The 21,483-nt window shown below is 61.1% G+C and carries 18 protein-coding genes; 9 read left to right on the forward strand and 9 right to left on the reverse strand.

What is annotated here, in order from left to right; all coding sequences use genetic code 11:
• Positions 1 to 2 precede the first annotated feature (2 nt).
• The 3 genes from H535_RS0108980 to H535_RS27710 are packed head-to-tail and all read right to left on the reverse strand — an operon-like array spanning position 3 to position 1,901.
• Entirely contained in the window at positions 3 to 350 is a 348-nt protein-coding gene (locus tag H535_RS0108980) for a hypothetical protein (protein ID WP_026819289.1), read from the reverse strand.
• 3 nt (positions 351 to 353) lie between these two features.
• On the reverse strand, positions 354 to 626 hold the full coding sequence (locus H535_RS0108985; protein ID WP_026819290.1) for a hypothetical protein: 273 nt from the start codon (positions 624 to 626) through the stop codon (positions 354 to 356).
• 18 nt (positions 627 to 644) lie between these two features.
• Entirely contained in the window at positions 645 to 1,901 is a 1,257-nt protein-coding gene (locus H535_RS27710; RefSeq protein WP_051298876.1) for a M10 family metallopeptidase domain-containing protein, read from the reverse strand.
• 195 nt (positions 1,902 to 2,096) lie between these two features.
• Between H535_RS27710 and H535_RS0108995 the strand changes: the two genes are divergently transcribed.
• Both H535_RS0108995 and H535_RS0109000 read left to right on the forward strand, forming a co-directional pair.
• Positions 2,097 to 3,338, forward strand: coding sequence for a S8 family serine peptidase (locus tag H535_RS0108995; RefSeq protein WP_026819291.1), 1,242 nt, complete (start codon positions 2,097 to 2,099; stop codon positions 3,336 to 3,338).
• Entirely contained in the window at positions 3,335 to 3,565 is a 231-nt protein-coding gene (locus tag H535_RS0109000; protein ID WP_026819292.1) for a hypothetical protein, read from the forward strand. The genes H535_RS0108995 and H535_RS0109000 overlap by 4 nt, the downstream gene beginning before the upstream one ends.
• 23 nt (positions 3,566 to 3,588) lie before the next feature.
• Here the strand turns inward: H535_RS0109000 and H535_RS24430 are convergent, their stop codons facing one another.
• From H535_RS24430 to H535_RS0109020, 3 genes are all read right to left on the reverse strand, one after another.
• Positions 3,589 to 4,365 carry an AfsR/SARP family transcriptional regulator gene (locus H535_RS24430; RefSeq protein ID WP_051298878.1) on the reverse strand — a complete coding sequence of 259 codons (777 nt, stop codon included), beginning with the start codon at positions 4,363 to 4,365 and terminating at the stop codon, positions 3,589 to 3,591.
• Positions 4,366 to 4,476: 111 nt separating this feature from the next.
• Entirely contained in the window at positions 4,477 to 4,989 is a 513-nt protein-coding gene (locus tag H535_RS0109015) for a LysM peptidoglycan-binding domain-containing protein (RefSeq protein WP_026819294.1), read from the reverse strand.
• A 45-nt stretch (positions 4,990 to 5,034) separates the two neighbouring features.
• Positions 5,035 to 5,532 carry a LysM peptidoglycan-binding domain-containing protein gene (locus tag H535_RS0109020; RefSeq protein ID WP_026819295.1) on the reverse strand — a complete coding sequence of 166 codons (498 nt, stop codon included), beginning with the start codon at positions 5,530 to 5,532 and terminating at the stop codon, positions 5,035 to 5,037.
• A gap of 49 nt (positions 5,533 to 5,581) precedes the next feature.
• Between H535_RS0109020 and H535_RS29605 the strand changes: the two genes are divergently transcribed.
• From H535_RS29605 to H535_RS24435, 7 genes are all read left to right on the forward strand, one after another.
• Entirely contained in the window at positions 5,582 to 5,746 is a 165-nt protein-coding gene (locus H535_RS29605) for a hypothetical protein (protein ID WP_211236563.1), read from the forward strand.
• A gap of 224 nt (positions 5,747 to 5,970) precedes the next feature.
• Positions 5,971 to 6,642, forward strand: coding sequence for a 50S ribosomal protein L25/general stress protein Ctc (locus H535_RS0109030; protein ID WP_026819296.1), 672 nt, complete (start codon positions 5,971 to 5,973; stop codon positions 6,640 to 6,642).
• A gap of 10 nt (positions 6,643 to 6,652) precedes the next feature.
• The gene (gene pth / locus H535_RS0109035) at positions 6,653 to 7,237 is read left to right on the forward strand and encodes an aminoacyl-tRNA hydrolase (protein WP_026819297.1); all 585 of its coding nucleotides are present in this window, start codon (positions 6,653 to 6,655) and stop codon (positions 7,235 to 7,237) included.
• 500 nt (positions 7,238 to 7,737) lie between these two features.
• Positions 7,738 to 10,299 carry a LuxR family transcriptional regulator gene (locus tag H535_RS0109040; protein WP_026819298.1) on the forward strand — a complete coding sequence of 854 codons (2,562 nt, stop codon included), beginning with the start codon at positions 7,738 to 7,740 and terminating at the stop codon, positions 10,297 to 10,299.
• A gap of 27 nt (positions 10,300 to 10,326) precedes the next feature.
• Entirely contained in the window at positions 10,327 to 13,011 is a 2,685-nt protein-coding gene (locus H535_RS0109045; RefSeq protein WP_026819299.1) for a helix-turn-helix transcriptional regulator, read from the forward strand.
• A 559-nt stretch (positions 13,012 to 13,570) separates the two neighbouring features.
• Positions 13,571 to 16,162, forward strand: coding sequence for a helix-turn-helix transcriptional regulator (locus H535_RS0109055; protein WP_162144872.1), 2,592 nt, complete (start codon positions 13,571 to 13,573; stop codon positions 16,160 to 16,162).
• Between the two features lie 558 nt (positions 16,163 to 16,720).
• A complete protein-coding gene (locus tag H535_RS24435; protein WP_162144873.1) occupies positions 16,721 to 18,265 on the forward strand; it encodes a sugar transferase in 1,545 nt (514 codons plus the stop codon).
• A gap of 45 nt (positions 18,266 to 18,310) precedes the next feature.
• Here H535_RS24435 and H535_RS28975 read toward each other — a convergent pair whose 3' ends face one another.
• The 3 genes from H535_RS28975 to H535_RS0109075 all read right to left on the reverse strand — a co-directional run bounded on the left by H535_RS28975 (position 18,311) and on the right by H535_RS0109075 (position 21,075).
• The gene (locus H535_RS28975; protein WP_155838630.1) at positions 18,311 to 19,030 is read right to left on the reverse strand and encodes a hypothetical protein; all 720 of its coding nucleotides are present in this window, start codon (positions 19,028 to 19,030) and stop codon (positions 18,311 to 18,313) included.
• A 128-nt stretch (positions 19,031 to 19,158) separates the two neighbouring features.
• Positions 19,159 to 19,389, reverse strand: coding sequence for a hypothetical protein (locus H535_RS0109070; RefSeq protein ID WP_155838631.1), 231 nt, complete (start codon positions 19,387 to 19,389; stop codon positions 19,159 to 19,161).
• An 87-nt stretch (positions 19,390 to 19,476) separates the two neighbouring features.
• The gene (locus H535_RS0109075) at positions 19,477 to 21,075 is read right to left on the reverse strand and encodes a Wzz/FepE/Etk N-terminal domain-containing protein (RefSeq protein WP_155838632.1); all 1,599 of its coding nucleotides are present in this window, start codon (positions 21,073 to 21,075) and stop codon (positions 19,477 to 19,479) included.
• Positions 21,076 to 21,483: the final 408 nt, after the last annotated feature.

A 21,483-nucleotide genomic window follows, 5' to 3' on the forward strand; every position in this document is an offset into this window, starting at 1 on the left:
CTCTAGGCAGCGAGTACGACCCCCATGCCGTACGTGGCCAGATCCGCCGAGTGCACCGAGCGGATTCGGAACGTGATTTTGCGGCCGAAGCCGACATAGGCGCCTTGGTGCACGTTTGACGAGGCCCCGGACTCGCCGAAGTGGTCACCGCCGTAGAGCGCGGCCCATGTCCTGCTGCCATCGACCTTGAACACCTCGGCGGTGACCGCGTTGTCCCGGTCGAAATTGTTCAGCGAGTCGATCATTGTCACGGTTGCCCAGGCAACGAAGCTCCGGCTCCTGCCCAAATCGATAGTCGCGGTGCCGGTGTCCGTGGCCAACGCGAACAGGCTGATTTCGTATCCGTCCATGATTCACGCCTCCGCTGCCGTGCTTTGGCCTTGTTGCAGCCTGCGCACCGTCACAGTCCGGTTTCGGAGGTCGACGTCGAAAGTTGCCTCGCGGCTGGAAGGTACAGCGTCGACGTCGGCGCCCAACACGCAGACTTGGTTACGTTCGACACCGGGCGGCAGACCGTCCAGTGCCTCTTCTTCGCTGACGCGCGTACTGCGCCCCTCGGGGTCGACAGCATGGTGCATCCCGAGGATTTCACCGGTGCCCTTATCGACCATCAGATAAATATGCATGACAGCTCCTTGTTCTCGTCATTCATCCAGCGCATCCAGGGTGACGACGGTTCCCGCACCGAAGGCCTCCAGATCGCCACGCGGGTTCATTGAACGGAGCCGGAAGGTGATTCGGCGTCCATAGCCCACATAGGCGCCCTGGTGGACATTTGATGCGTCGCCGGCGCCGCCAAAGTGGTCACCGCCATAGATGGCCCGCCAGGTTTCATTACCGTCGACCTTGAATATCTCGGCGGTGACCGCGTTGTCCCGGTCGAAATTGTTCAAGGAATCCAGCATGGTCATGCTGGCCCAGGCGAGGAATCGGCGCCGGCGTCCCAAATCGATGGTCACGGAGCCGTAGCTGCCACTTGACTTGAGCGCCCACATACTTGCCACACCGAATTCCGAACGTGCCGGTACCGTGGGAGGCCCATAAATCGCCTGGATACCTGCGACGTCGTCGGCGTGCAGGCTGCGGCGTTCGCCCTCGTAACTGGGCCACATGACGGCGTCCCCCACGGAAGAATGCTTCAACCCCAGGGCATGGCCGATCTCGTGCACGGCAACCGTCTCCAAGTCGATGCGCTTCCAGAACCACCACCCGCCGTCTTCGCTGTCCCACTCTTCGGCATCATCGAAGTGCACATCGCCGGCGATGGATCCGGAGTTGACCGGCGGAGGATAAAACCCGTGGGCGTAGATGTTGCCGGAACCATCGAAGGACGAACCATCGCCATGGTCGCCGGTGCGCCAACCGAAGCTGAATTGAGCGTCGGACTCCGTGGCTGTCTCGGCGAAGCGCAGTGGTGTCACCGCGGCCCAGGGTTGGAAGGCGCGGCGGACAATGTCCCGTTCACCGGTGCCGGAAATGTCGGACGTACCGTTGTCGAAGAAGAAGCGCAGGCTGGTGCTGGACCAACTGCCGCCGGAGAGGTTGTAATCGCCATTTGTCGGTGGGTCGGGATCATCAGGGTCCATGTCCGCAACTCCGCATCGTGGCTTTGCCAACTGCACCTGCGTGGCTTGGTCGAGTATTCCAGTCGTCGTCAGACCGAAGAACCGCTGGTAGCGCAGCACCCCTGATTTCACGTGCCTGCAGAAGACTTCTTCGGGGCACGGGCACTGACGCAGGTAGCCGAACCGGTGCAGGTACTGGCGCAAATAAGCGACCTGCCTGCCGGTGTCACCGAGCTCCAGGACACGTCCGCTGGGTCCGCAGCGCGCCGGCGGGGGATCAGGTGCGGGTTGTTCCTGCTGCCGGGCATCATCGGGCCCGTCCGGTGTAACCTTCACGATCAGCTCCTGACCTGCGATGCAACTGGTTACTGCCCGCTCATCATGGCGCAGCCGGTGTTACTGCGGCGTTACTGGTCCCGCGGACCACCCTTTCGTGCGGCCGGCTGCTTCATTCATCGGGGCAATAACGCGGTTGTAACGTGAACGGGTCTACGATTGGCCCACGGGCTACTTCGGCAAAGGCAGGGTGACATGATTAATTCTGATTCGTCCGGCGCACCAGCGAATGGGGAGCAACCGGAAACCACCGGCCGATACATCGTGGTATTCGCTGACGGCGAGCCCGATCCGCCCGGCGTGCTCCGTGCGACGGCAGGAGTGTCGAATGTGGCCGACACCCGGGATTTTGACCAGCAGCGTGTTGGTGCCGCCGATATCGCCAATGCCGACGCCATGGTATTTTCCAAGCTCGGCGTCGCCGTCGTGTCTGCGGACCAGCGCCAAATGGACGCCTTGCGGGCCGCATCCGACCGGCGCGACATTGCCTCGGTCACCGAAGAACTGATCCACCATGTCCTTGCGGACACGGAGTCAGCTTCGGCCGGTTCCGCCGCCTATTCCACCCAGTTCAAGGACTCTTCCGAGTACACGTGGGGGCTGCAGGCGGTCGGGGCGGACTCATCGCCGTGGACCGGCAAGGGTGTGAAGGTGGCGGTGCTGGACACCGGTTTGGACCTGACACATCCTGATTTCGCATCCCGGTCGGTTACGGCTGAATCGTTCGTGAAGGACGAAACCGCACAGGACGGGCACGGACACGGCACCCACTGCGTCGGAACGTCCTGTGGACCGCGCATCCTTGCCACGGGTCCCGGCTACGGGGTTGCCAATGAGGCGGAAATATTCGTCGGTAAGGTGATGAGCGATTCGGGATCCGGCACCGACAGTGATATTCTCGCCGGCATCAACTGGGCCGTGAACAGCGGGTGCGCCGCCATTTCCATGTCGTTGGGGGCCAACGTGAGGCAGGTGCACCCGCCCTATACCGCCGTCGGGAAGCGTGCTTTGGACCAGGGGTCGATGATTATCGCGGCCGCCGGAAATAACGCCGACCGGGACAACGGCAACTACGGCTTTGTGGGTACTCCGGCCAACAGCCCGTTCATTATGGCCGTTGGTGCCTTGGACCGGCAACTGGACATTGCGCCTTTCTCCGCGCGCACCTTGGCCGGGCGTGGCGGCCAAGTCGATATCGCCGCTCCGGGGGTCTACGTGCATTCGTCATGGCCGATGCCCAAACGCTACAACACACTCAGTGGCACCAGCATGGCAACGCCTCATGTTGCAGGCGCGACGGCGTTGTGGGCAGAGGCCACCGGATACCGGGGCAGGGAATTGTGGTCGGTCATCATGCAGGAAAGCCGCCGGTTGCCTGTCGCGTCCCTTGATGCGGGGGCCGGGTTGGTCAGGGCGCCGCAGTTTCGCCCGGCATGAAGATCACCGTGACGGTCGCCGAACCGTATCTCTCACAGATCGGCGGAGTCGCGGATCAGCTGCGCTCGGCCGGGATGGAAATAGACCAGGTGCTTGATGCGCTTGGAATGATCACCGGTTCGGTCTCCGCCGGGAGGCTCGCCGCCGTGGAGGCGCTCGATGGCGTCGCATCAGTGGACCAGCCCATGGGTTTCGAGCTGCCTGATCCGGGCGACGAAGTGCAGTAGGTGCATCCGGGATTTATTCAGAATTATTCAAACGAAGGGCGCAAGCCGACGTCGAACCCGATGCTTTCCCCAAACTGGGGGCGGCCGGCGCCATCGATGATCGGCCGGACGAGTTCGAGGATGTCTCGAGAGGGCGTTGCACCGCACTCCCGCCAGAGCGTCGCAACATAGTTCTGATAGCTGCGCAGCGCCGGCCCGTGGTTTCCGCCTGCCAGGTGTATCCGGAGCAGGGTCCGCTGGGTGCTCTCCCTCAACGGGTCCAGCACAGAGGCTGCGGTGGCGGCGTCCAAGGCAACGTCGAGTTCGCCTGCTGAAAGGTACTGGTTGGCCAGATTCTCCAGTGTCACCATCCGCTGCCAGGTCATCCTATCCTGGTCGGGAATCAGCCACTCCTCATACCACCCCGTCAGCAGCTCTGCGTGCCGCACCTGATCGATCATTCCGGCGGGCGGCGACGTGAGCCTGCCGCTGTTGACGGCGTCCATCCACCGCGACAATTCGTCGACGTCGGTGTGGACACCGCCGGACAGCATGAGCGGGTCGCGGCCCGACCGGATCAGACCGGGAAGCTGGTGGGAGATGTGCCACAGGCACGCACGCAGGCTTCCCGATGCATGCTCATCCGTTCGATCGGGCCACAGCAGCCCGGCAAAGTACGTCCGCCTCCGGGCACCGCGCAGCGCTAATGCGGCAATAAGTCTTTGCTGCCTGTAGGTGACGGTGACTGGCTGCTGGTCCCGCTCCAGCTGCCAGCACCCCAGCAGATGGAGCCTCCACAGGACTGGATCATTCCCAGACATAGCCGTTCCAGCTTTCTACGGAACGGCTATGCGTGCCATTCCCCGAGCCCGCAGACCACCCCGTAAAATTAGCATTGTCACTTAGGTCTCATCTGTCAAGGGTTCGTGTGGTCAGGAAAGCAGCGGGATGCGGAATACCTGCCCGGGATAGATCAGATCCGGATCGTGGATCCGGTCCGGATTTGCTTTGACGATGTCGTCCACCGTGGTGTTGTGTCCCTGGCTGGCGGCGATGGCGGACAGCGTATCTCCGCTTTCGACTTCGTAGAGCCGGAACGCGATCAGGTTGCTAAACAGGGTGACGCGCACGATGTTCACGTCGGTGCCCGGCGGGTCCAGGTCCAATGGAATGTAACCATAGAGTCGCAGCATGACCTCGGCGCCGCGGATCGTTGGCCCTGACAGCGAAACGGTGTTGGTGAAGTCGCTGATCCGGCTCAGGGAGCCGACGTCGGTGACCCGGCCCGAACCAAGCGTATTGCCGTGGCCGTCCAGCACATCCCATTCGACGCTCGGTATATAGATCAGCGACTCGAAGGTCGCTCCGTGTCCGGCGATGACGAAATCATTGCCAACCAAGTCATGCTGTTGTGGCTGCCGGAGCCATATGAGGTTTGGCACCATGATGGATCCCGTCTGCGGCGCACCCGTCGATGGGCTGGCAGCGGCTTAGCGGAACAGAGGTATGCGGAATACCTGTTTCGGATAGATCAGGTCCGGATTGAGTATCCGGTCCGGATTTGCTTTGACGATGTCGTCCACCGTGGTGTTGTGTCCCTGGCTGGCGGCGATGGCGGACAACGTATCTCCGCTTTCGACTTCGTAGAGCCGGAACGCCGACAGGTCCGTGAACAGCGTGAGCTGGATCGTGTTCAGATCAGATCCCGGCGGGTCCAGCCCCGACGGATCCGAACCATAGACCCGCAGCATCACTTGGGCGCCGCGGATCGTCGGGCTGGACAGCGATACCGTATTTCCGAAGTCCCTGATCCAGCCCAGGGACCCGACGCCGGAGACCAGCCCCGAACCAAGCGTATTGTCATGGGCATCCAACACATCCCAGAGAACCGTCGCTTCGAAGCCCGTCCCGTGCCCGGCAATGACGAAGTCGTTGCCAATGACTTCGTGCAGGCGTGGTTGCCGCACTGATATCAGTTTTGGTGCCATGATGGGTCCCCTTCTCCAAGTTCAATAAGCATGCGCCCAAAGGGCACGTGTGGCAAGAGGTCGCGTTGATGATTGCTGCTGGGGCGGCAAAGCGGCCAAAGTGGTCCGGGTGGTCCGGGTGGTCCGGGTGGTCCGGGTGGTCCGGGTGGCCCGGGTGGCCCGGGTGGCCCGGGTGGCGCGAGTGGGTCAGTTCCCGCCGCTGCTGGTAGACTGACCCGCGATGCTTGGCGAGGGAGGATTCGTCCTCCGTGATCGACATGGCTGATTTCCCGCAGGGCTACGAGGCACACTGAGGCTCCGTCCCCAGTCGCGGGTCCCTTCCATGCGGCCGCCGGCAACGAAACAAGTTGAGACAGCCGGCCAATATCGCCTCTTGATCAACTGTCATCGTGCGGAGCGCCCGTTCCGCACCTGCCACGAACACTTCAGGAGCACTGCATGTCTGAGAAGAAGCTGCCCGCCGAGATGCGGACCGAATTCGGCAAGGGGGCCGCACGCCGCCTCCGCCGCGCCGAACAGATCCCCGCCGTCATCTACGGCCACGGCGATGACGTTGTCCACGTTTCACTGCCGAAGAAGGACACCACGTTGGCGGTGCGCACCCCGAATGCCCTGTTGCGCATCGACATCCATGGCGACGAGCACCTGACGCTGGCCAAGCAGGTGCAGCGCGACCCGGTCAAGCAGATCGTGGAGCACCTCGACCTGCTGACGGTCCGCCGCGGCGAGAAGGTCCAGGTCGACGTCAACGTCGTCATCATTGGCGAAGCAGAGCCCGGCGTCGTCGTCACCCTGGAAGCACCGACCGTCAGCATCGAGGCCGAGGCGACCCACCTGCCCTCACACCTGGACGTCAACATCACCGGCCACGACATTGGCGACCACGTCCATGCCTCGGACGTTATCCTGCCGTCCGGCGTGACCCTGCTGACCGAGCCGGAGACGCTCGTGGTCAACGTCGCTTCCCCGGCACTGCAGGACCTCGGCGAAGGTGAGGAGGCCGAGGGCGAAGAGGCAGCTGAAGGTGAAGAAGCCGAGGCAACCGAGACTGAGGGCGAAGCCGCTGAAGAAGGCGAGTCCAAGCCGGAGTCCGCCGGAGAGTCCGAGTAACTCGGTCGATATGAACAACACCTGGCTTGTAGTCGGGCTCGGCAACCCCGGGCCCGGCTACAGTCGTAACCGGCACAATGTCGGTCAGATGGTCCTCGATGCCATGGCCTCGAGGATGGGCGGCAAGTTCAAGAGACATAAGGCCCACGCAGCGGTGCTGGAAAGCCGCCTGGGGGTTGGCGGTCCCAGGCTGGTGCTGGGCAAACCGTTGACCTTCATGAATCTCAGTGGGGGTCCGACGTCGGCACTGGCACAGTTCTACGGCATCGGTCCCGAGAATGTCATCGCCCTCCATGACGAGATCGACCTGCCCTTCGACACCGTCCGGCTCAAGTTCGGCGGGGGAGAAGGCGGCCACAACGGGTTGCGTGACATCAGCAAGGCTTTGGGGACCAAGGACTACCTGCGCGTCCGCGTGGGGGTGGGACGGCCCTCCGGGCGGATGGCGGCCTCGGATTACGTGCTCAAGGACTTTTCCGGGACGGAGCGCGGCGATCTGCCATTAGTGATTGACCGCGCCGCAGATGCCGTGGAAATGCTCGTCCAGCAGGGCTTGACCGCCGCCCAGCAGCATTTTCACTCTATTACCTCTTAAGTGGAATAATGTCTATAGATGTGACGTTCCATCACTGGAGTGGTCACACGAAGACTTAACACATATGCTTTTACCAGCCTAAAAGGCTCCCTAAGCGGGGCCGGCGGTGGGCGGCCTCTGAGACTGGGCCACCCCCATCCCACCGTCGGCCCCTTTTTACTGCCGCGAAGCACTGTCGCAAAGCACTGCCACCAGGCACTGCCACAGGCGTTGCCGCGAACCACTGCCAGGAACCGCCGCCAAGAAGCACCTCCTCTGCCATCGATGGCCCCAAATTCCAATCCGGAGTTCAATCACGAGTCGATAACAATTCACCTGTCATCCACTTTCGTGTGAGACTTGCCACTACTCTTGGACTTCATGGTGCCGGGGGAGGTTCATGGCGCCGGGGGGAGTCTGGCAGTGGTCGGAACGGCTGGGGGATTGACGACAGTGGATACGCGTGGGCACCGTATCTCCGTTTGTGTCGTTGACGGCCCTGCGGGCAGAGCGCTGCGCCCATGAAAGTGCCGGAGCACCCGGGTAAATGGTCCTTCGTCGGGCGCGAGGAGCATGTCGGTTCGCTGGTCTCCAGCCTCTTCTCGCACCGCAGCGTCCTGCTGCTTGGGCGTCCCGGCTGCGGCAAGACCACACTCGCCCAACAGGCTTTAGCCGCACTGTCCGACTCCGCCCTGACTATTCAATTGCGCGGGTCTGCGATCGCCGCCGGACTGGAATACGGAGCCATCGGGCCGCTGGTCAGCGAGCTGGATGAGGCGGACCTTTCGCATCCGCTGACCGTGCTGCGGAAAGTGGCCGGCGGACTGGACAAACGGGCTGCCGGCCGGCCGGTGGTGCTGCTGGCGGACAACATCCAGCACCTCGATGAGCTCTCGGCGCTGGTGATTTCCCAGCTGGCCGGACAAGGCACGGTGACTTTGCTGGCCGTGAGCGAGCGCGTGGCCGATGCGCCTGAGGAGTTCCAGTCCCTGTGGAAGGACGGATTCCTGGCCCGCCTGGATGTCGGGCCGATGAGCTACGCCGAAGCCGACCGGATGCTTGGGCGGCACATGGGCACCAGCCTTTCCCGCTTCACCGTGGCCGAGCTGTGGTCGACCGCCGGCGGGAACCCGCAACTGCTCAGGTTGCTGACGCAGCAGCAGGTATCCACCGGAAACCTTGTCCGCTCCGGCGGCGGCTGGGCACTGCGGGGTCCGATTACCATCGATGATGGGCCGTTGAAAGATCTGGTTCTGGCCCGGTTGAAGCGGCTCAGCGATGACGAACGGCATGTCATTGAACTCGTCTCCCTGGCCGGACCGTTGCCCTTGGCAGTCCTTCAACAAATCGTCCCGGCTGTCAGTCTGGACGTGCTGGAAGAGCAGGGCCTGGCACATATCGACAGTTCCGCCAGGCACCTGGTGCGGATCCAGACACCGGCCGTGGCAGCGGTGGTGCGCCGCTATGTGCCGCCGGGGCGAAGCAGCATGCTCCGCGAGCAGATTCAGACCCTGCACGACACTCCCGACCAACCCGGCCAGCAGCCGCACCGGTTCGCCGCCTGGACATTGAACTGTGGTTACCCGCTGGCACCCCAAGCAGCGCTCGCAGCCGCACAGCACGCCAATGCCCGGCATGACGGGCACAGAGCCCTGCAGGTGCTCTCCGCCGTGCCGGCTACGCAGATGTCCGCGGACCTGGTTGCGGAAAAAGTCCGGGCGCTGACCAAGCTCGAACGTTACGACGCTGCCCACGCCCTGTTGAACCAGCACGAGGCCCGACGACGGTTGTCCGGACAGCAGCCGGCCGGCCCGCCGGCGTCGGACATGGACATGCCTTCGGCCCATGGCACACCCTTTAGCTCGCTGGAGAGCGCCGGCCTCGAGCTTGCACTGTCCACAACTGACCCCCGGACTGCCATTGACCTGCTGGCTTCTCTGCCCACCTACCAGCTGGGCGACGACGGCGACCCCTCGACTGCGGTGCTGGTCAGCGCCATCTGGGCGGTTGCGGGCCGGGCCGACGACGGCGCCGCTCTCGGGCTCCAAGCCGTGACCCGATGCTCCGATCTATCGGCCGGCCGGCACCGGGCCGGAGCGGCCCTGCTGCACGCTCTGTTCGTCTCCGGCCGCTGGGACGAAGTCACCGAACTGTTACAGCGCGACTACAGCGCCGGGTACAACGGTGATTCACGCTACGCAGCGGTGTCCGAGGTGATGGAAGGGGTGATGTGTTCCTTCTGCGGCCGGCACAAGGACGCCCTGAAACTCCTGCAGCCGGCTATCGATCAGTTGAGGCTGCAGAATACCTTTGGCATGTTGGCGTTGGCCTTGGCCGCGGCAGCGTACGCCCACGCTTTTCAGGGCAGCGGCGCCGTCAGCGCGGCGTTGCTGGAGGAAATGAACGTCGACGGCGTCCGGCGGACGCAGTTGCCATACTTGGCGCGCTACTTCGCGGCCCTGGCGGCCGAGCGACCTGCAGCCACCGACCAGGAAAGTCCGCTGCTGGACATCGCCGCACAATGGCGGCAGGCCGGTTTCCTCTCATATGAAATGCTGGCCCTGACATCGGCGTTGCTGCTCGGTCGCAGCGAGGCCGCAGAACGGCTGGTAGCTATAGGGGAAAACGTCCAGGGTCCCTTGGCGGGGCTGTGCCTCATGTTCGGTCGCGGCGCCGCTGCGAACGATGCCGGTGGCATGGCGGAGGCCGCGCAGCTTGCCGAAGCGATGGGGCAACAACAATGGGCGGTCGCCATGGCCGCCGAAGCCCTCGCGCGCGGCACCCAGGCACTCAGCACGGAGCAGCTCATCACTGCGCAGTTGATCCGTTCCGGCGACAGCGGCACGGCCGGTGCCGCCTCCCCAGCCGGTCGAGCGACACCGGACAGCGGGGGCGGCGGCGGTATCGGAGACCTGACCATGCGCGAACGCGACATTGCCCACCGCGCCGCCGCGGGGGCCAGCAACCGGCAGATAGCCTCCGAGCTCAGCCTTTCGATACGTACTGTCGAGGGGCATCTGTACCAGATTTACTCCAAAATGCAGATCAGCAACCGGACGGAATTGAGTATGGCACTGTCCTGAGGGACCGACACACCAAAGGGGGTGAAAATGCTCGAGACAAACCACGGTGACCGGCTTGTTGGCCGCTCGCATGCGATCAGCACCATTCTGGGCCACCTGCGGGGGGCCGAGACACCCGGTGTCTTGGTCGTCGGAGACCCGGGGATGGGTAAAACCGCCGTGGCGCAGGCAGTGATGGCCTCGTTGACGCCCGACGACGGCTGCGTCCGGTTGACGGCCGGTCCATCGTTGTCCCGGATTCCGTTCGGGGCACTGACCCCGCTGCTGACCAGGATGTCCGTTGCCGATGTGTCCTCCCCCGAGGCGGTGGTTCGTGGCGTTCGCGAATACCTGCTCGAGATGAATCGCCGCAACCGCCGTGCCCCTGTCATCATCGCCGATGACGCCCACGCACTGGACGAAGAGAGCGCAACGGTGCTTTCCCAGTTGGTCGGTTCGGGCGTGGCGCGTCTGCTGGTGCTCGCCCGGGCGGCTCCCGGTCCTCCCGATGAACTGCTGTCGCTGTGGCGTGACGGACTGCTGGACAGGGTCGACCTGGAACCGCTGAACGACGGCGAAGTCCAGGCGGTGTGCCACAGATTCCTGGGACAGGCTCCCTTGCGCAGCGTCGCCGGCTTCTTTGCCCGGGCATCGGCGGGCAACCCCATGTTCCTGTTGGCGCTGATGGCCCATTCCAAGCGTCAGCACCATCTGGTCCAGCGCAATGGTCAATGGATCCTCATCGGAGATCCGCCGGCAGCCGATATTGAACTGGCGGATCTGGTCAGCTCCGACCTGAGTCGGCTCAGCGGCACAGAACGGCATGCTCTGGAAGCCATTGCGCTTGCCGAACCTATGCCGTTGTCCGTGCTGCGCCGGATTACCGGCACCGCCGAGATGGATTCGCTGGCCGGCAAGAACATCATCGCCATCAGTGATGAACTGGACCCCTCGGTCCGTCCTGTCCATCCGGTGTACGGGGAAGTGTTGCGCCGGCATATACCCGCAGCGCGCAGCTTGTCCCTGCGCCAACGGGTCGCAGAGGCGATGGATGGCGCTCCCACCTCAATGACCGGGCTGTTGAACTATGTCGGCTGGGCCCTCGATTGCGGGACGAAGGTCGACGATCGGCAGTTGTTCCGGGCAGCGGCCATGGCCAACAAGCTGTACCAGCCGCATCTGGCCCTGCGGGCTGCCGAACCGGTACAAGCTGCGCCCTACCTGTCACCGGCGAGGGTGGAGATGGCGCGGGCACACTATACGTTGGGGAATCTGGACCGTTCGGGCGAACTGCTCGATGGCATCTTCGACATTGCCTCCAACCTGCGCACCGCACGGGCTGCGGCGTTTCTGTCGGCCCAGCTGAGGCTGCGCCGGGGAGATCAGCCGGCACGGGTCTGCCTCGATGCCGACGCCTGGGAGACAGCCGTTCACCGGATCGGCAACGGCCAGCATCCAAGTGATATGTCCGACGCGGTAACGGATTCACTGACAGGAAGCCGACTACTGCGGTACTACGGACAACTGCTGCAGGGCGATTACGGTATCGACGAGAGGGAATTAGCGGAGTTGGCCGGTGGAACCGGGACGAATCCTGAGGTCCGTCTCGTGGCGCTGACCTTACTGGGGGAGTTGCAAAGCGCCACCGGGCGTCCGGACACCGGATCCAGGACCCACGCGCGGGCGATGCGGATCCTCCGGTCCGATGACCGGTTGATGCTCACCTACCATGAATTCGTCGTCTCGCGCTGCGCCATCTCGCTCATCCGTAGCGGGCAATGGGAACAGGCCCAGCTGCATCTCACCAGATACTTGGAGGAATGTCCGCAGACGGCGATCTACCTGGGCGGCTTCATCGGGGTCATCACCGGGTTGATCTTCATCCGGCAGGGCCTGCTGCACAGTGCCCTCGGCCAACTGAGGGGAGCGGTGGAGGCACTGCATGAAACAGATTTGGAGCAGTTGCTTCCGGCGGCCCTCGGCATGACAGCATTCGCCGCGGCCGCGGTCGGGGAAGACGACCTGGCGCGGGAATTCGTTGAGCAATTCCACTCCGAACCATGGCGGGGCAGCAGGCAGCTGTACTTCATGGGGCAGTGCTATGCGGCGGCAGCCAAACGGATCATCAGCGGCGTCGACGACGGCGGCGCCCTTCAGGGACTGGCAACCGAAGCCGGCAACAACCGGATGCACTTTATTCAACAACTTGCCCTGGAACTGGCCGTGCGTGTTGGAGCGGACAGCGCAATCACCGACCTCGAAATGGTTGCAAAGCGCAACGAAGGCCACGAGGCAAAGCTGCTGTCGCGATTCGGCGCAGCTGTCCGTGCGGGCCAAGCGGCTCAGCTGCAGGAAGTCAGTAGAGATGCCGCCGAACAACGCTTCCACCTGATCGCCGCGGATTGCCTGGTGCACAGTGTCCGGATACTTGAAGCTGATGGGCAGCGTCAGCGTGCCAAACAGGCCTCAACGTTGCTGGACACCCAGCTGGATCTGCTCGAAGGGGCGACGCTGTATCAGGGGCGGCACGCTCACAACTTCCCCGAACTGACGGCTAGGGAAAGGGATATCGCACGGTACGTGGCGAAAGGGTCATCCAACCGCGGGATTGCCCAGGCGCTGGACGTCTCAGTGCGAACCGTGGAAGGCCACATCTACCGCATCTTCGCGAAGCTGGACATTTCCCGCCGCGATGAACTGACCGATACATACCTGAACTCCAATAACGAGTGACCGGCGACGCCCCACCAGACGCGAATACGCACTTTGCGAGTAGTACTCCGAGTAGTTCCAGCACTACTCACACTCCATTTGGCCGGCAAGTCCAGTAGTAGCTACTCGTGTCCAGGCTTCCAGACAGCTCTAAGCTGATGATCAGCAAGAGGGGAAATTGGGAGGATCTTGCGCATGCTGGGTGCATCGTTTTTCAGGTGTCTCTTGGGGGAATCCAAAGTCATGGAGAGCCGGGAGCTTATTCGGCACGCCCGCACGCACGAGGACTTCTACGTAGAGAATTCCCATTTGCCCGCATGTGGGGGTGCACAGATGGGAACCAGGACGGGGCCGGCGGCATCGAATTCCTATGAGACCGGGAATTCGTATAAGTGCCGCCGGCTCCTGATGGTTTAAAAGCCAGGTTACGCGGAAGCCAGGTCTTGTAAGTGGGGGGTCCAGGAATGTCGTTCGACGGCAACTCGCGCCAGCACTTCGATTCTGAATCAGGAAGATTGCAATGAGCCCCGGGGGAGCAAGCGGACGGTACGTCGCCCGCGAACAATTGGTTAGTGATGCAGTGGCCGCTATCAGCGGCCACGACGCGGTCAGCCTGGCGTTGATCGGAGAAGCGGGGATCGGGAAAACAGCCTTCATGCATCAGGTGTTGGCCCATATAGGGGCCCAACGCCATGTCGTATATATTCATCCTTCGTCGCTGACGGAACGACATCCATATGGGGCCTTGACCTTTCTGCTGGGGGACTTCGAATACGGCGCCACCCCGCACCCAGTGCAGGTCATCTCCACCCTTGCCAAAACATTTCGCGAGCAGGCGCGTACCGGTACCACCATCGTTGCAGTGGAAGATGCGCATCATCTGGACGAATTTTCCTCCATTATCCTTCATGAATTGGCCCGTAGTGGAACGATTCAGATGCTGCTGGCCTCCCGTGACTTTACAGCCCTGCCAACTGGCATTTCGTCCTTGTGGCGTGACGGGTTGCTGCGACGAATCGATCTTGAACCTATGGACGTCGAGGCATGCAGAAAGTATCTGGAATGTGAATTGGAGGCAGTTGTCTCGACGACCGTCCTCGAAACACTTGCCAAAGATAGCGGTGGTACACCCCGCTTCCTGTGGGCCATGTGCCATGATCTCCGGGAAACACAGCAGCTGACACAGCAACGCGGCGTTTGGACGTTGCAGCCTGGGATCGTGACATATGGCCGTCGCACGGCTGACGCCATGTCGGATGTTGTCGACGACTGCAGTAAGGCAGCGAAGGAAATCATTGATCTGCTGTCCTTGGCAGGAAGCCTGCCGCTGTTGCTCTTATTGAGGATCAGCTCCGGAACCGACGTCGACCTGTTGGAGGAAAGGGGGGTGCTGGCAATTGAGCAGCGGCGTGAACACATGGTGCGTCTAAAGAGTGAATACCTCGGTCGCAGTGGCAGTTGGCGGCTGGGGGCTGGCCGGCGTTGGGAACTCTACAAGAAACTGCTGGCCGTTGTGGGTTCGGAAAATGAGTTACCGCTTGAGGCGCTTTGGCACGCCCAATGGATTACTGGCTATGGCGGAACGCTGCCTTCACAGCTAGCATATGCGGCCGCCTATGAGGCCAACCGGAGCGGCAAGCCCGCGTTGGCGTTGCAGGTGGCTGAGCGCAGCAGGGAGAAGACGCCGGGTGTGGTTGCCGAAACGGTTACGGCAATGACTGCTCTCGGCGACTACCGGGACGCTGAAGCCGTGCTGAAAGAGTCGGAAGCCTCCTGCGTGACTGATGACGTTGCCGGGTGGGTGGCTCAAATGACCGCCGAAGTCCGGTTACTGATGCATACATCCCCGACAGAAGCGCGGCAGGTACTCCAAGGGATCGAACGCAGCCTCCAACCCGCCCTGAAGTTCGAAAACCTGAGCCCCGGACCCCTGTACAGCCATCAAGCCGTGACGCTGGTCAGGGCTGAGTTGGCGTCGTTTGAAGGCAGGTTTCCGGACAATGCAGAAGCACTGCCCGAAGTGTATAAGGCCGCAGCGTCCGAAAGTATCAACCTCAGGGCTCAGGTCGGCAGCTGGCTCTGTGAAGCATGGGCGCTGACCGATCGTCAGGACGAGAGTATCGAGTTGGCGTCCGAATTGCAGCGTTTCCTGGCGGATCCAACGCTTACAGATGTTTCGGCGAGCATGGTGCGGCAACGTGTTGCCGAGGTGTGCTATCTGACCGGCGCCCCTGCCGGAGGCCCCGCTCTGCCCACGGAGGAAGTGCATGGTGATGCAATCCCTCAGTATCCGGGAGCGATCCCCGCCGATCTGATGAAGGGAATTGTGAATGCCCACCGGGGCAGTACGGGTGACGCACAAAGAATTCTGCTGCCCGTGATGCGTCAGCTACAGACCCATGACGCCTTTGCGGCATTGCCTCTCGCCACAGCGGTGATGGCATACTGCTGGGCCGTCGATGGCTGGCATGAGGACGCATTGCGCATATTGAACGACCAGCCGCCGCAAGCAGGGTCGTGGAACATGACGCGGGCGACAGCCCATTTTAGAATGCTGACTCTAGCGGCAACCGGTTCCAAGGACGAGGCCGTTGAGCAGCTGAATCTCATGATCGAAGACGACCACCGACACCAGTCCGGCTCCTACGAGCTGCTGGCTCTGTATCATTTGGCCCGTCTCGGAGAACCGTCCGCGCCGGACCGTTTACTCGCGGTGGCCGGCGGATTGAGCGGACCGTTCACAGAACTGTGCACGCTGTACGGAAAGGGCATAGCCAGCCAGGACCCCAATCTATTGATCCAGGCGGCCGGGAAGGCCAAGCAGTTGGGTTTTCCAACATATTGCAGCGATGCCGCCGACGTTGCCCTGACCTTAGCCACCGACACCCGCGACCGAGCGGACTGCCGCAGGATGCAAAAGAGCGCGCGATGGGCGCTGGATGAGATAAGTCCAAGTGCCAACACCAATCGTCTCCGGCATCTAACTGCACGAGAACAGGAAATAGCAGCTAAAGTAGCCGAAGGCCACAGCAGTAAATTGATTGCCAGTGATATGTTCCTCTCAGTTCGGACCATTGAGGGGCATCTATACCGTATATACGCAAAATTGTCTGTCCGTAATCGGGCGCAGCTGGCAAGGGTCGTTACACAGTGCACGGAAACACGTTCCTGAAATACTCTTGGCTGCGAATCGGACTCCCGATTCGCAGCCTCTGTCATGTCGTATTCGAGTAACCGCACTGCAGCGATCGAGTAATCAACAACTGCCTCCGTCGATACTCAGCGAGTAGTACAGGCTCTATCGCAAGGAATAATCGAGTAGCGCCTACTCGTGATCAGTCCTTCAGCCCTCCCTAAGCTTTATAGATATACAGGATATGTGCAGTCTGAATTTCTGGGGGCGGTTTCAGGATGTTGTCCGCATACGTGCCAGACATTAATGGGAACCGCAGGTTCTATAACTTGGGAAAAGCTGTCGCGAAGCTTGAAAACCAAGACAGGTTTAATTCCTGTTCGCTATCGGTAAGTGCCCTTCAGGGAATTACCCACCACATGAGCGTATGGGACCCAGTGCGGGAGCCGGCGGCGTGTGCGAGTCTCTTGAGACCGGGACTCCACCCCCCAGCCGCCGTCGGCTCCCTTGTACCACCGCCGACAGCCAATTGTGCCGCGGGTTTGGGCGGGATTCACCATGACTGAGCTCCAGAATGCGACGTTTCGAGGAACCGGGGTGGGCTGGGAGCAGACGCAGACGCCTCCCAGGCCCCCCTCGTCCGATGGCATCACGCAGGAAGAACCCGGGACCTCGGCGGAAACTTACGAAACTCTTGAGGCATCCCCGAAAGCACCTGCATCCGGCGCAGCGTGGAGCCGGCACTATCGGAGAATTTTGGTCTTGAGCGATACGGTTGCCATCACAATCGCGCTGATGGCGACGAGTCTGACCCTCGCCGCTTCAGGCCGTGCTTCAGCGACGGGTTCGGGAACCAGCCTTCTGCTCACGGCACTGTTTGTCTTTGTGGTGTGGGAATCCATGATGGCCCTCTTTAGGACCAGGGATTCTCGCGTGGTTGGAGTTGGCGCGGGGGAGTATAAGAGAGTCGTGCGCTGCTGCGCAGCTACGGCCGGTTTGCTGGCCGTAGCGGTGCTGATTGTGGATGGAGCGGTCGGCCGTGAGTATATATTCCTTACCGTGCCGCTGGGCGGATTGCTCGTATTGTTCAGCCGCTGGGGGTGGCGCCAGTGGTTAACACGAGAACGCAAGTATGGCCACTATCTGTCACGGGTCGTAGTCCTCGGACAGGCGGAGGACGTCCGGTATGTTATCCGCCAAATCACCACGAAGTCGGGAGCAGCATACGAGGTCGTGGGAGCGGTGCTTGACGGGGACGCTCACCAGACAATGATCAACACCGGTACCCACAGCGTCCCCGTGATTGGTGCCATGGACCACGTGGCTGACGCCGTAGGAACCATTGGAGCTGATGCGGTTGTGGTCGCTGGGCATCTGAGCCGTGGCAGTGCCTATGTCCGTGAGTTGGGGTGGAAACTGGAATCGACGTCGACGGAACTTGTGCTGGCGTCTTCCTTGACCAATGTCGCGGGCCCAAGAATACATATGCGACCGGTCGAGGGCCTGCCCCTGATGCACGTCGAGTTGCCGTATTTCACCGGAGGCCGCCACATAGCTAAACGGGCGGTGGACATCTTGGTCTCCGGGCTGGCGCTGGTGATTCTGACGCCGTTGCTCATCTCGCTGGGCCTTCTCATCAAGAAGGGCAGCCCGGGGGATGCCTTGTTCTGTCAGCAGCGGGTAGGCAGGCAGGGGGACACCTTCCGGATGTACAAGTTCCGCTCAATGGTGGAATCCGCGGAACAGGCTTTGCCCGACCTAGTAGACGGAAACGAAGGCGCAGGGCCTCTGTTCAAAATGAAGCACGATCCGCGCATCACACGGATCGGCGCCTGGCTGCGGAAATTCTCATTGGACGAGCTCCCGCAGTTCTACAATGTCCTCAGGGGCGATATGTCGCTTGTGGGCCCACGGCCTCCTCTTCCAAGGGAAGTCGCGGACTACCAGGGGCATGTGCACCGTCGGTTGTTTATCAAGCCAGGGATCACCGGTCTGTGGCAAGTCAATGGACGCTCCGACCTTGACTGGGAAGAAAGCGTGCGCTTGGACCTCTACTACGTTGAAAATTGGTCGATTACCGGTGATTTAATGATCATGTGGCGCACTGTGAAGGTGATGCTCAAGCACGAAGGTGCTTATTGACCGGCTCGAAGATACCTACTGCACGGACTGTCCGTCGGCCGGCAATTACTGCCATCTCCATTCCCAACCATAGGAACCCTCGAAGCCGCCCATCCGAAACGAGGCCGCGCCACTGCCCTCTGGGACATCGAGAATGATGAGTCCTTCTGCATTGTCACCGGGCGCCACAGGGGAGGGCAGCAGGTCTTCTTCAGGCACACAGCCGGCGCTATTTCCAACGGGGTCCGAAACGCGCTTCCCGTCCGGTCCCCAAACCGTAAACTGGCGGTTCGACATGGTGAAATTTGGCCATCCCGATTCGGTGAGTTCAGGGTGGGCGTCCACGGAGAAATGTATGGCTACATACTGCCCGTTTGCAGAGGGACGGGCGGTCTCTGCCGGACAGTCGAAGTCGGTGATGAGATCCTTAGCCTTAAACCCGACAAATTCAGTGCCATCAAGAGAGTTGAAGGAACTGTCCTCGCTAACGTCTTCTACTATATTCCCTCGCTTGTTCAAATCAAGCTTGGCCAGTGGATTTTGCTGTTTCGTCGAATCCTGCTGGCGCTTATCCGCGCTTGGCGGGGGCGTAGCGGCGTTGCCATCCAGAGCCTTTTCCGACTTTGTTTGGTCTGTCGGCCTGCTTTGAACTGAATGTCCGGAGGTGCTTGAAGTATCCGGAGATGTGGATCCTTCGGAAACCGGCTCCGGGTCATTTGAACAGGCGCTTACACCTGCAGCGAGAGATCCGATAGCAATAAGTGTCAGGAAACGGGACTGGCGCATCGTGGCTCCTAGAAGAATCGCCGGTAAGAAATCCGACTCTGATGCTCCAATTCTACGTGAATTCAGTCTTGGATGGAACGCCATATTCAATTCAGGACTGAAGTATCGCGCCGTCCACCAGATGCTTGCTAACGCAAATATTTTCGGCTGTCCACCAAGGCCGCACGCACATTCATGAAGATATCCGACGCAACGTCTGGCTGGAAGGCGTCGAGCGTTTCCAGGCTTGAACCCAAATAGGTATTCAGGGCGTCGTGCCTGTAGTTGAAGGGAGGTTTTGCCCCGATGCCTGTAGCGGGGTCTATGAATGTCAGCAGCAGGCACCGCTCCGGGATCAGTACTAATGCATCCGTGGACACATTCAGGTGCAAACTGTGACCTATCCCGTGCCGGGGCCTTCCAAAATACCGCACGCCACCGTCACCGACCTTGCGTGGTTGGTACAACTAGGCGTTCGAATGTTCTTCAGTTCGTGGTCCGCTGCCGGTTGTGTGGGGCTCGTGCTGTTGAGTCGGCAACGGCTCCGCACTGGCTGGGACGCTTGTTCCGCCTGCCTGCGACCGGCGGCTTGGCTTACGTTCTATCACCGCTCCAACTACGGGCGTTGGCTGCCGTTGCATTGCATCGAGGGAAATTACTATGTCAGCTGCAGTTGATTTGTTCACCGGAGCGACTACCAAGACCTTGCTGCACTGTTTTGCAATGGCTGCAGCCATGGATGTATAGGCAGGTGGACCGGCTATGAGCAAGACATGAGTTTCGAGTGCCAGTGACTCGATCACTGTTTCCAAACGGGGACCCTGAACGAGGGAAGTAAGATTCCCGGGATTGCTTCCAATCCCCAGGATGCGCGGACCATTGCCGACTGTATGCAATAAACTCCCAGTGCTTTCAAGTTCGTAATCACCTGAGAGGAGGTCAGTGAGTCCTGGGCCCGTGACGTCATGCTGCAAGACAGACTCCGGGTCCGCTTGAACGACGATAGTGGAGATATCGGACTGGGCCAAGGCTGTCGCCAACCCGGACGAGATGCGGTCGGAAGAAGAACCCGCGATAACTCCTGTGAGCAAAACGGTGGAGTGGGGATAACCTGTTGATGCGTACAGTCCATCGCGTAACAGCCGGTACTCTTCCAGCTGGTCGGACGAATACGAGCCAGCCTGCCACGGCGTCACTTCTCCGAATACTGGTTCCAGCCCGGCAGCGGCTATGTCATCTGCCGCACGAATTCGTTTATCCAAATGTTCCAAGAGTAAGGCGAGGAGCACACCTGTCGCTCCGGCCCCTAAAATGAGGCCGCAGGCAATCAGCCACGGGCTGATCCCGGTAGGCGACTTGGGCAGGCTGGCGGGGTTAATTATGTCGCCAGGGGATCCACTCGCTGCAACCGCATCCGTTCGTTCGACTCGCACCTGAGCCAATTGACCGGAGTAAATTTGGATCTGTTCTTCAAGTTTAAGAATCTCGGTTTCGCGTGGTTCCGCAGCATCCCGAGCTTGCTTCAGGGCCGCGGTCGCTTCGTCGAGCATCTCGGAAATCGAACTGATTTGCTGGTCCCACCGACCGCTCTGGGCATCAAGCGCCCGTGAAGCACGCTCTTGCCGGTACTGCAGGTAGGCCTCCGCTAAGGCCTGCGCCCCCAACTGTGCTTGCTCCGGTGTGTCAGCGCTATAGTGAATATTGATTACTTGAGTGTTGGAGGGAACTTCTGTGGTTAGCTGCTCCGCGGTGTTATCGCTGAACTTGCCGCCTTTGGACTTAACTATTCCGGAGGCGAGTCCGATCACGCGGTCGGTATGTACCAGGCCAGCTTCGGTAGTCAAGGCCGCCAACTGTTCTGTCCGGGAGTCCGGCGTGCTCGGAGAGTACGGGTTTCCGGTCATGGGCTCAAGGAAAATCACACTCGTCGACTGGTACTGCGGTTGATAGGAAATCAGATAACCTGCGGCCGCCAGAATCCCCATCAGGATGGTTGCTACTATGATTTTCCAGCGGCGGCGAAGGGACCGGCTTGCAAACGCCGGTCGTGGAGCAGATGTATCCACTGTGTTCCCCCAATTCGTCACTCACTCTGTGCTAGCGAGTACTACTGGGCTTATTATGACACAAGGACGTCTTGCCTACTAGACCGGGACGATTCATTGGTTCGTTGCGTAAGGGCGTTTAGAAGTCGAAAAGATGCTCTGACAGGGGAAGGCAGAGGTTCCTAAGCCCTTTTTCCTGTGTCATGAAGCGCGCCAGCGTGAGGTGCCAGAATCTGATCGACCTGGTCTTCTCGCTGTAACTGGCCGCGCTTACGACTGCAGCCGGACAATGGGGCGGGGCCATTAGACAGTGGCGCCACCGGCTTTCGCAGCCACCAGTACGGTCATCATAGGCAAGGTCCAAGCTGCTATCCGCTCTGGACGGCACTCAGCGTCAGCTGTTCGGAACCTAGTCTCACATTAACAGTC

The organism is Arthrobacter castelli DSM 16402, from assembly GCF_000430705.1.
GTDB lineage: Bacteria > Actinomycetota > Actinomycetes > Actinomycetales > Micrococcaceae > Arthrobacter_C > Arthrobacter_C castelli.

Excerpts from the sequence above, each read along its gene's own strand:
- H535_RS0108980 (WP_026819289.1), bottom strand. The coding sequence starts at position 350 with ATGGACGGATACGAAATCAGCCTGTTCGCGTTGGCCACGGACACCGGC.
- H535_RS0108985 (WP_026819290.1), bottom strand. The coding sequence starts at position 626 with ATGCATATTTATCTGATGGTCGATAAGGGCACCGGTGAAATCCTCGGG.
- H535_RS0108995 (WP_026819291.1), top strand. The coding sequence starts at position 2,097 with ATGATTAATTCTGATTCGTCCGGCGCACCAGCGAATGGGGAGCAACCG.
- H535_RS0109000 (WP_026819292.1), top strand. The coding sequence starts at position 3,335 with ATGAAGATCACCGTGACGGTCGCCGAACCGTATCTCTCACAGATCGGC.
- H535_RS24430 (WP_051298878.1), bottom strand. The coding sequence starts at position 4,365 with ATGTCTGGGAATGATCCAGTCCTGTGGAGGCTCCATCTGCTGGGGTGC.
- H535_RS0109015 (WP_026819294.1), bottom strand. The coding sequence starts at position 4,989 with ATGGTGCCAAACCTCATATGGCTCCGGCAGCCACAACAGCATGACTTG.
- H535_RS0109020 (WP_026819295.1), bottom strand. The coding sequence starts at position 5,532 with ATGGCACCAAAACTGATATCAGTGCGGCAACCACGCCTGCACGAAGTC.
- H535_RS0109030 (WP_026819296.1), top strand. The coding sequence starts at position 5,971 with ATGTCTGAGAAGAAGCTGCCCGCCGAGATGCGGACCGAATTCGGCAAG.
- pth (WP_026819297.1), top strand. The coding sequence starts at position 6,653 with ATGAACAACACCTGGCTTGTAGTCGGGCTCGGCAACCCCGGGCCCGGC.
- H535_RS0109040 (WP_026819298.1), top strand. The coding sequence starts at position 7,738 with ATGAAAGTGCCGGAGCACCCGGGTAAATGGTCCTTCGTCGGGCGCGAG.
- H535_RS0109045 (WP_026819299.1), top strand. The coding sequence starts at position 10,327 with ATGCTCGAGACAAACCACGGTGACCGGCTTGTTGGCCGCTCGCATGCG.
- H535_RS28975 (WP_155838630.1), bottom strand. The coding sequence starts at position 19,030 with ATGCGCCAGTCCCGTTTCCTGACACTTATTGCTATCGGATCTCTCGCT.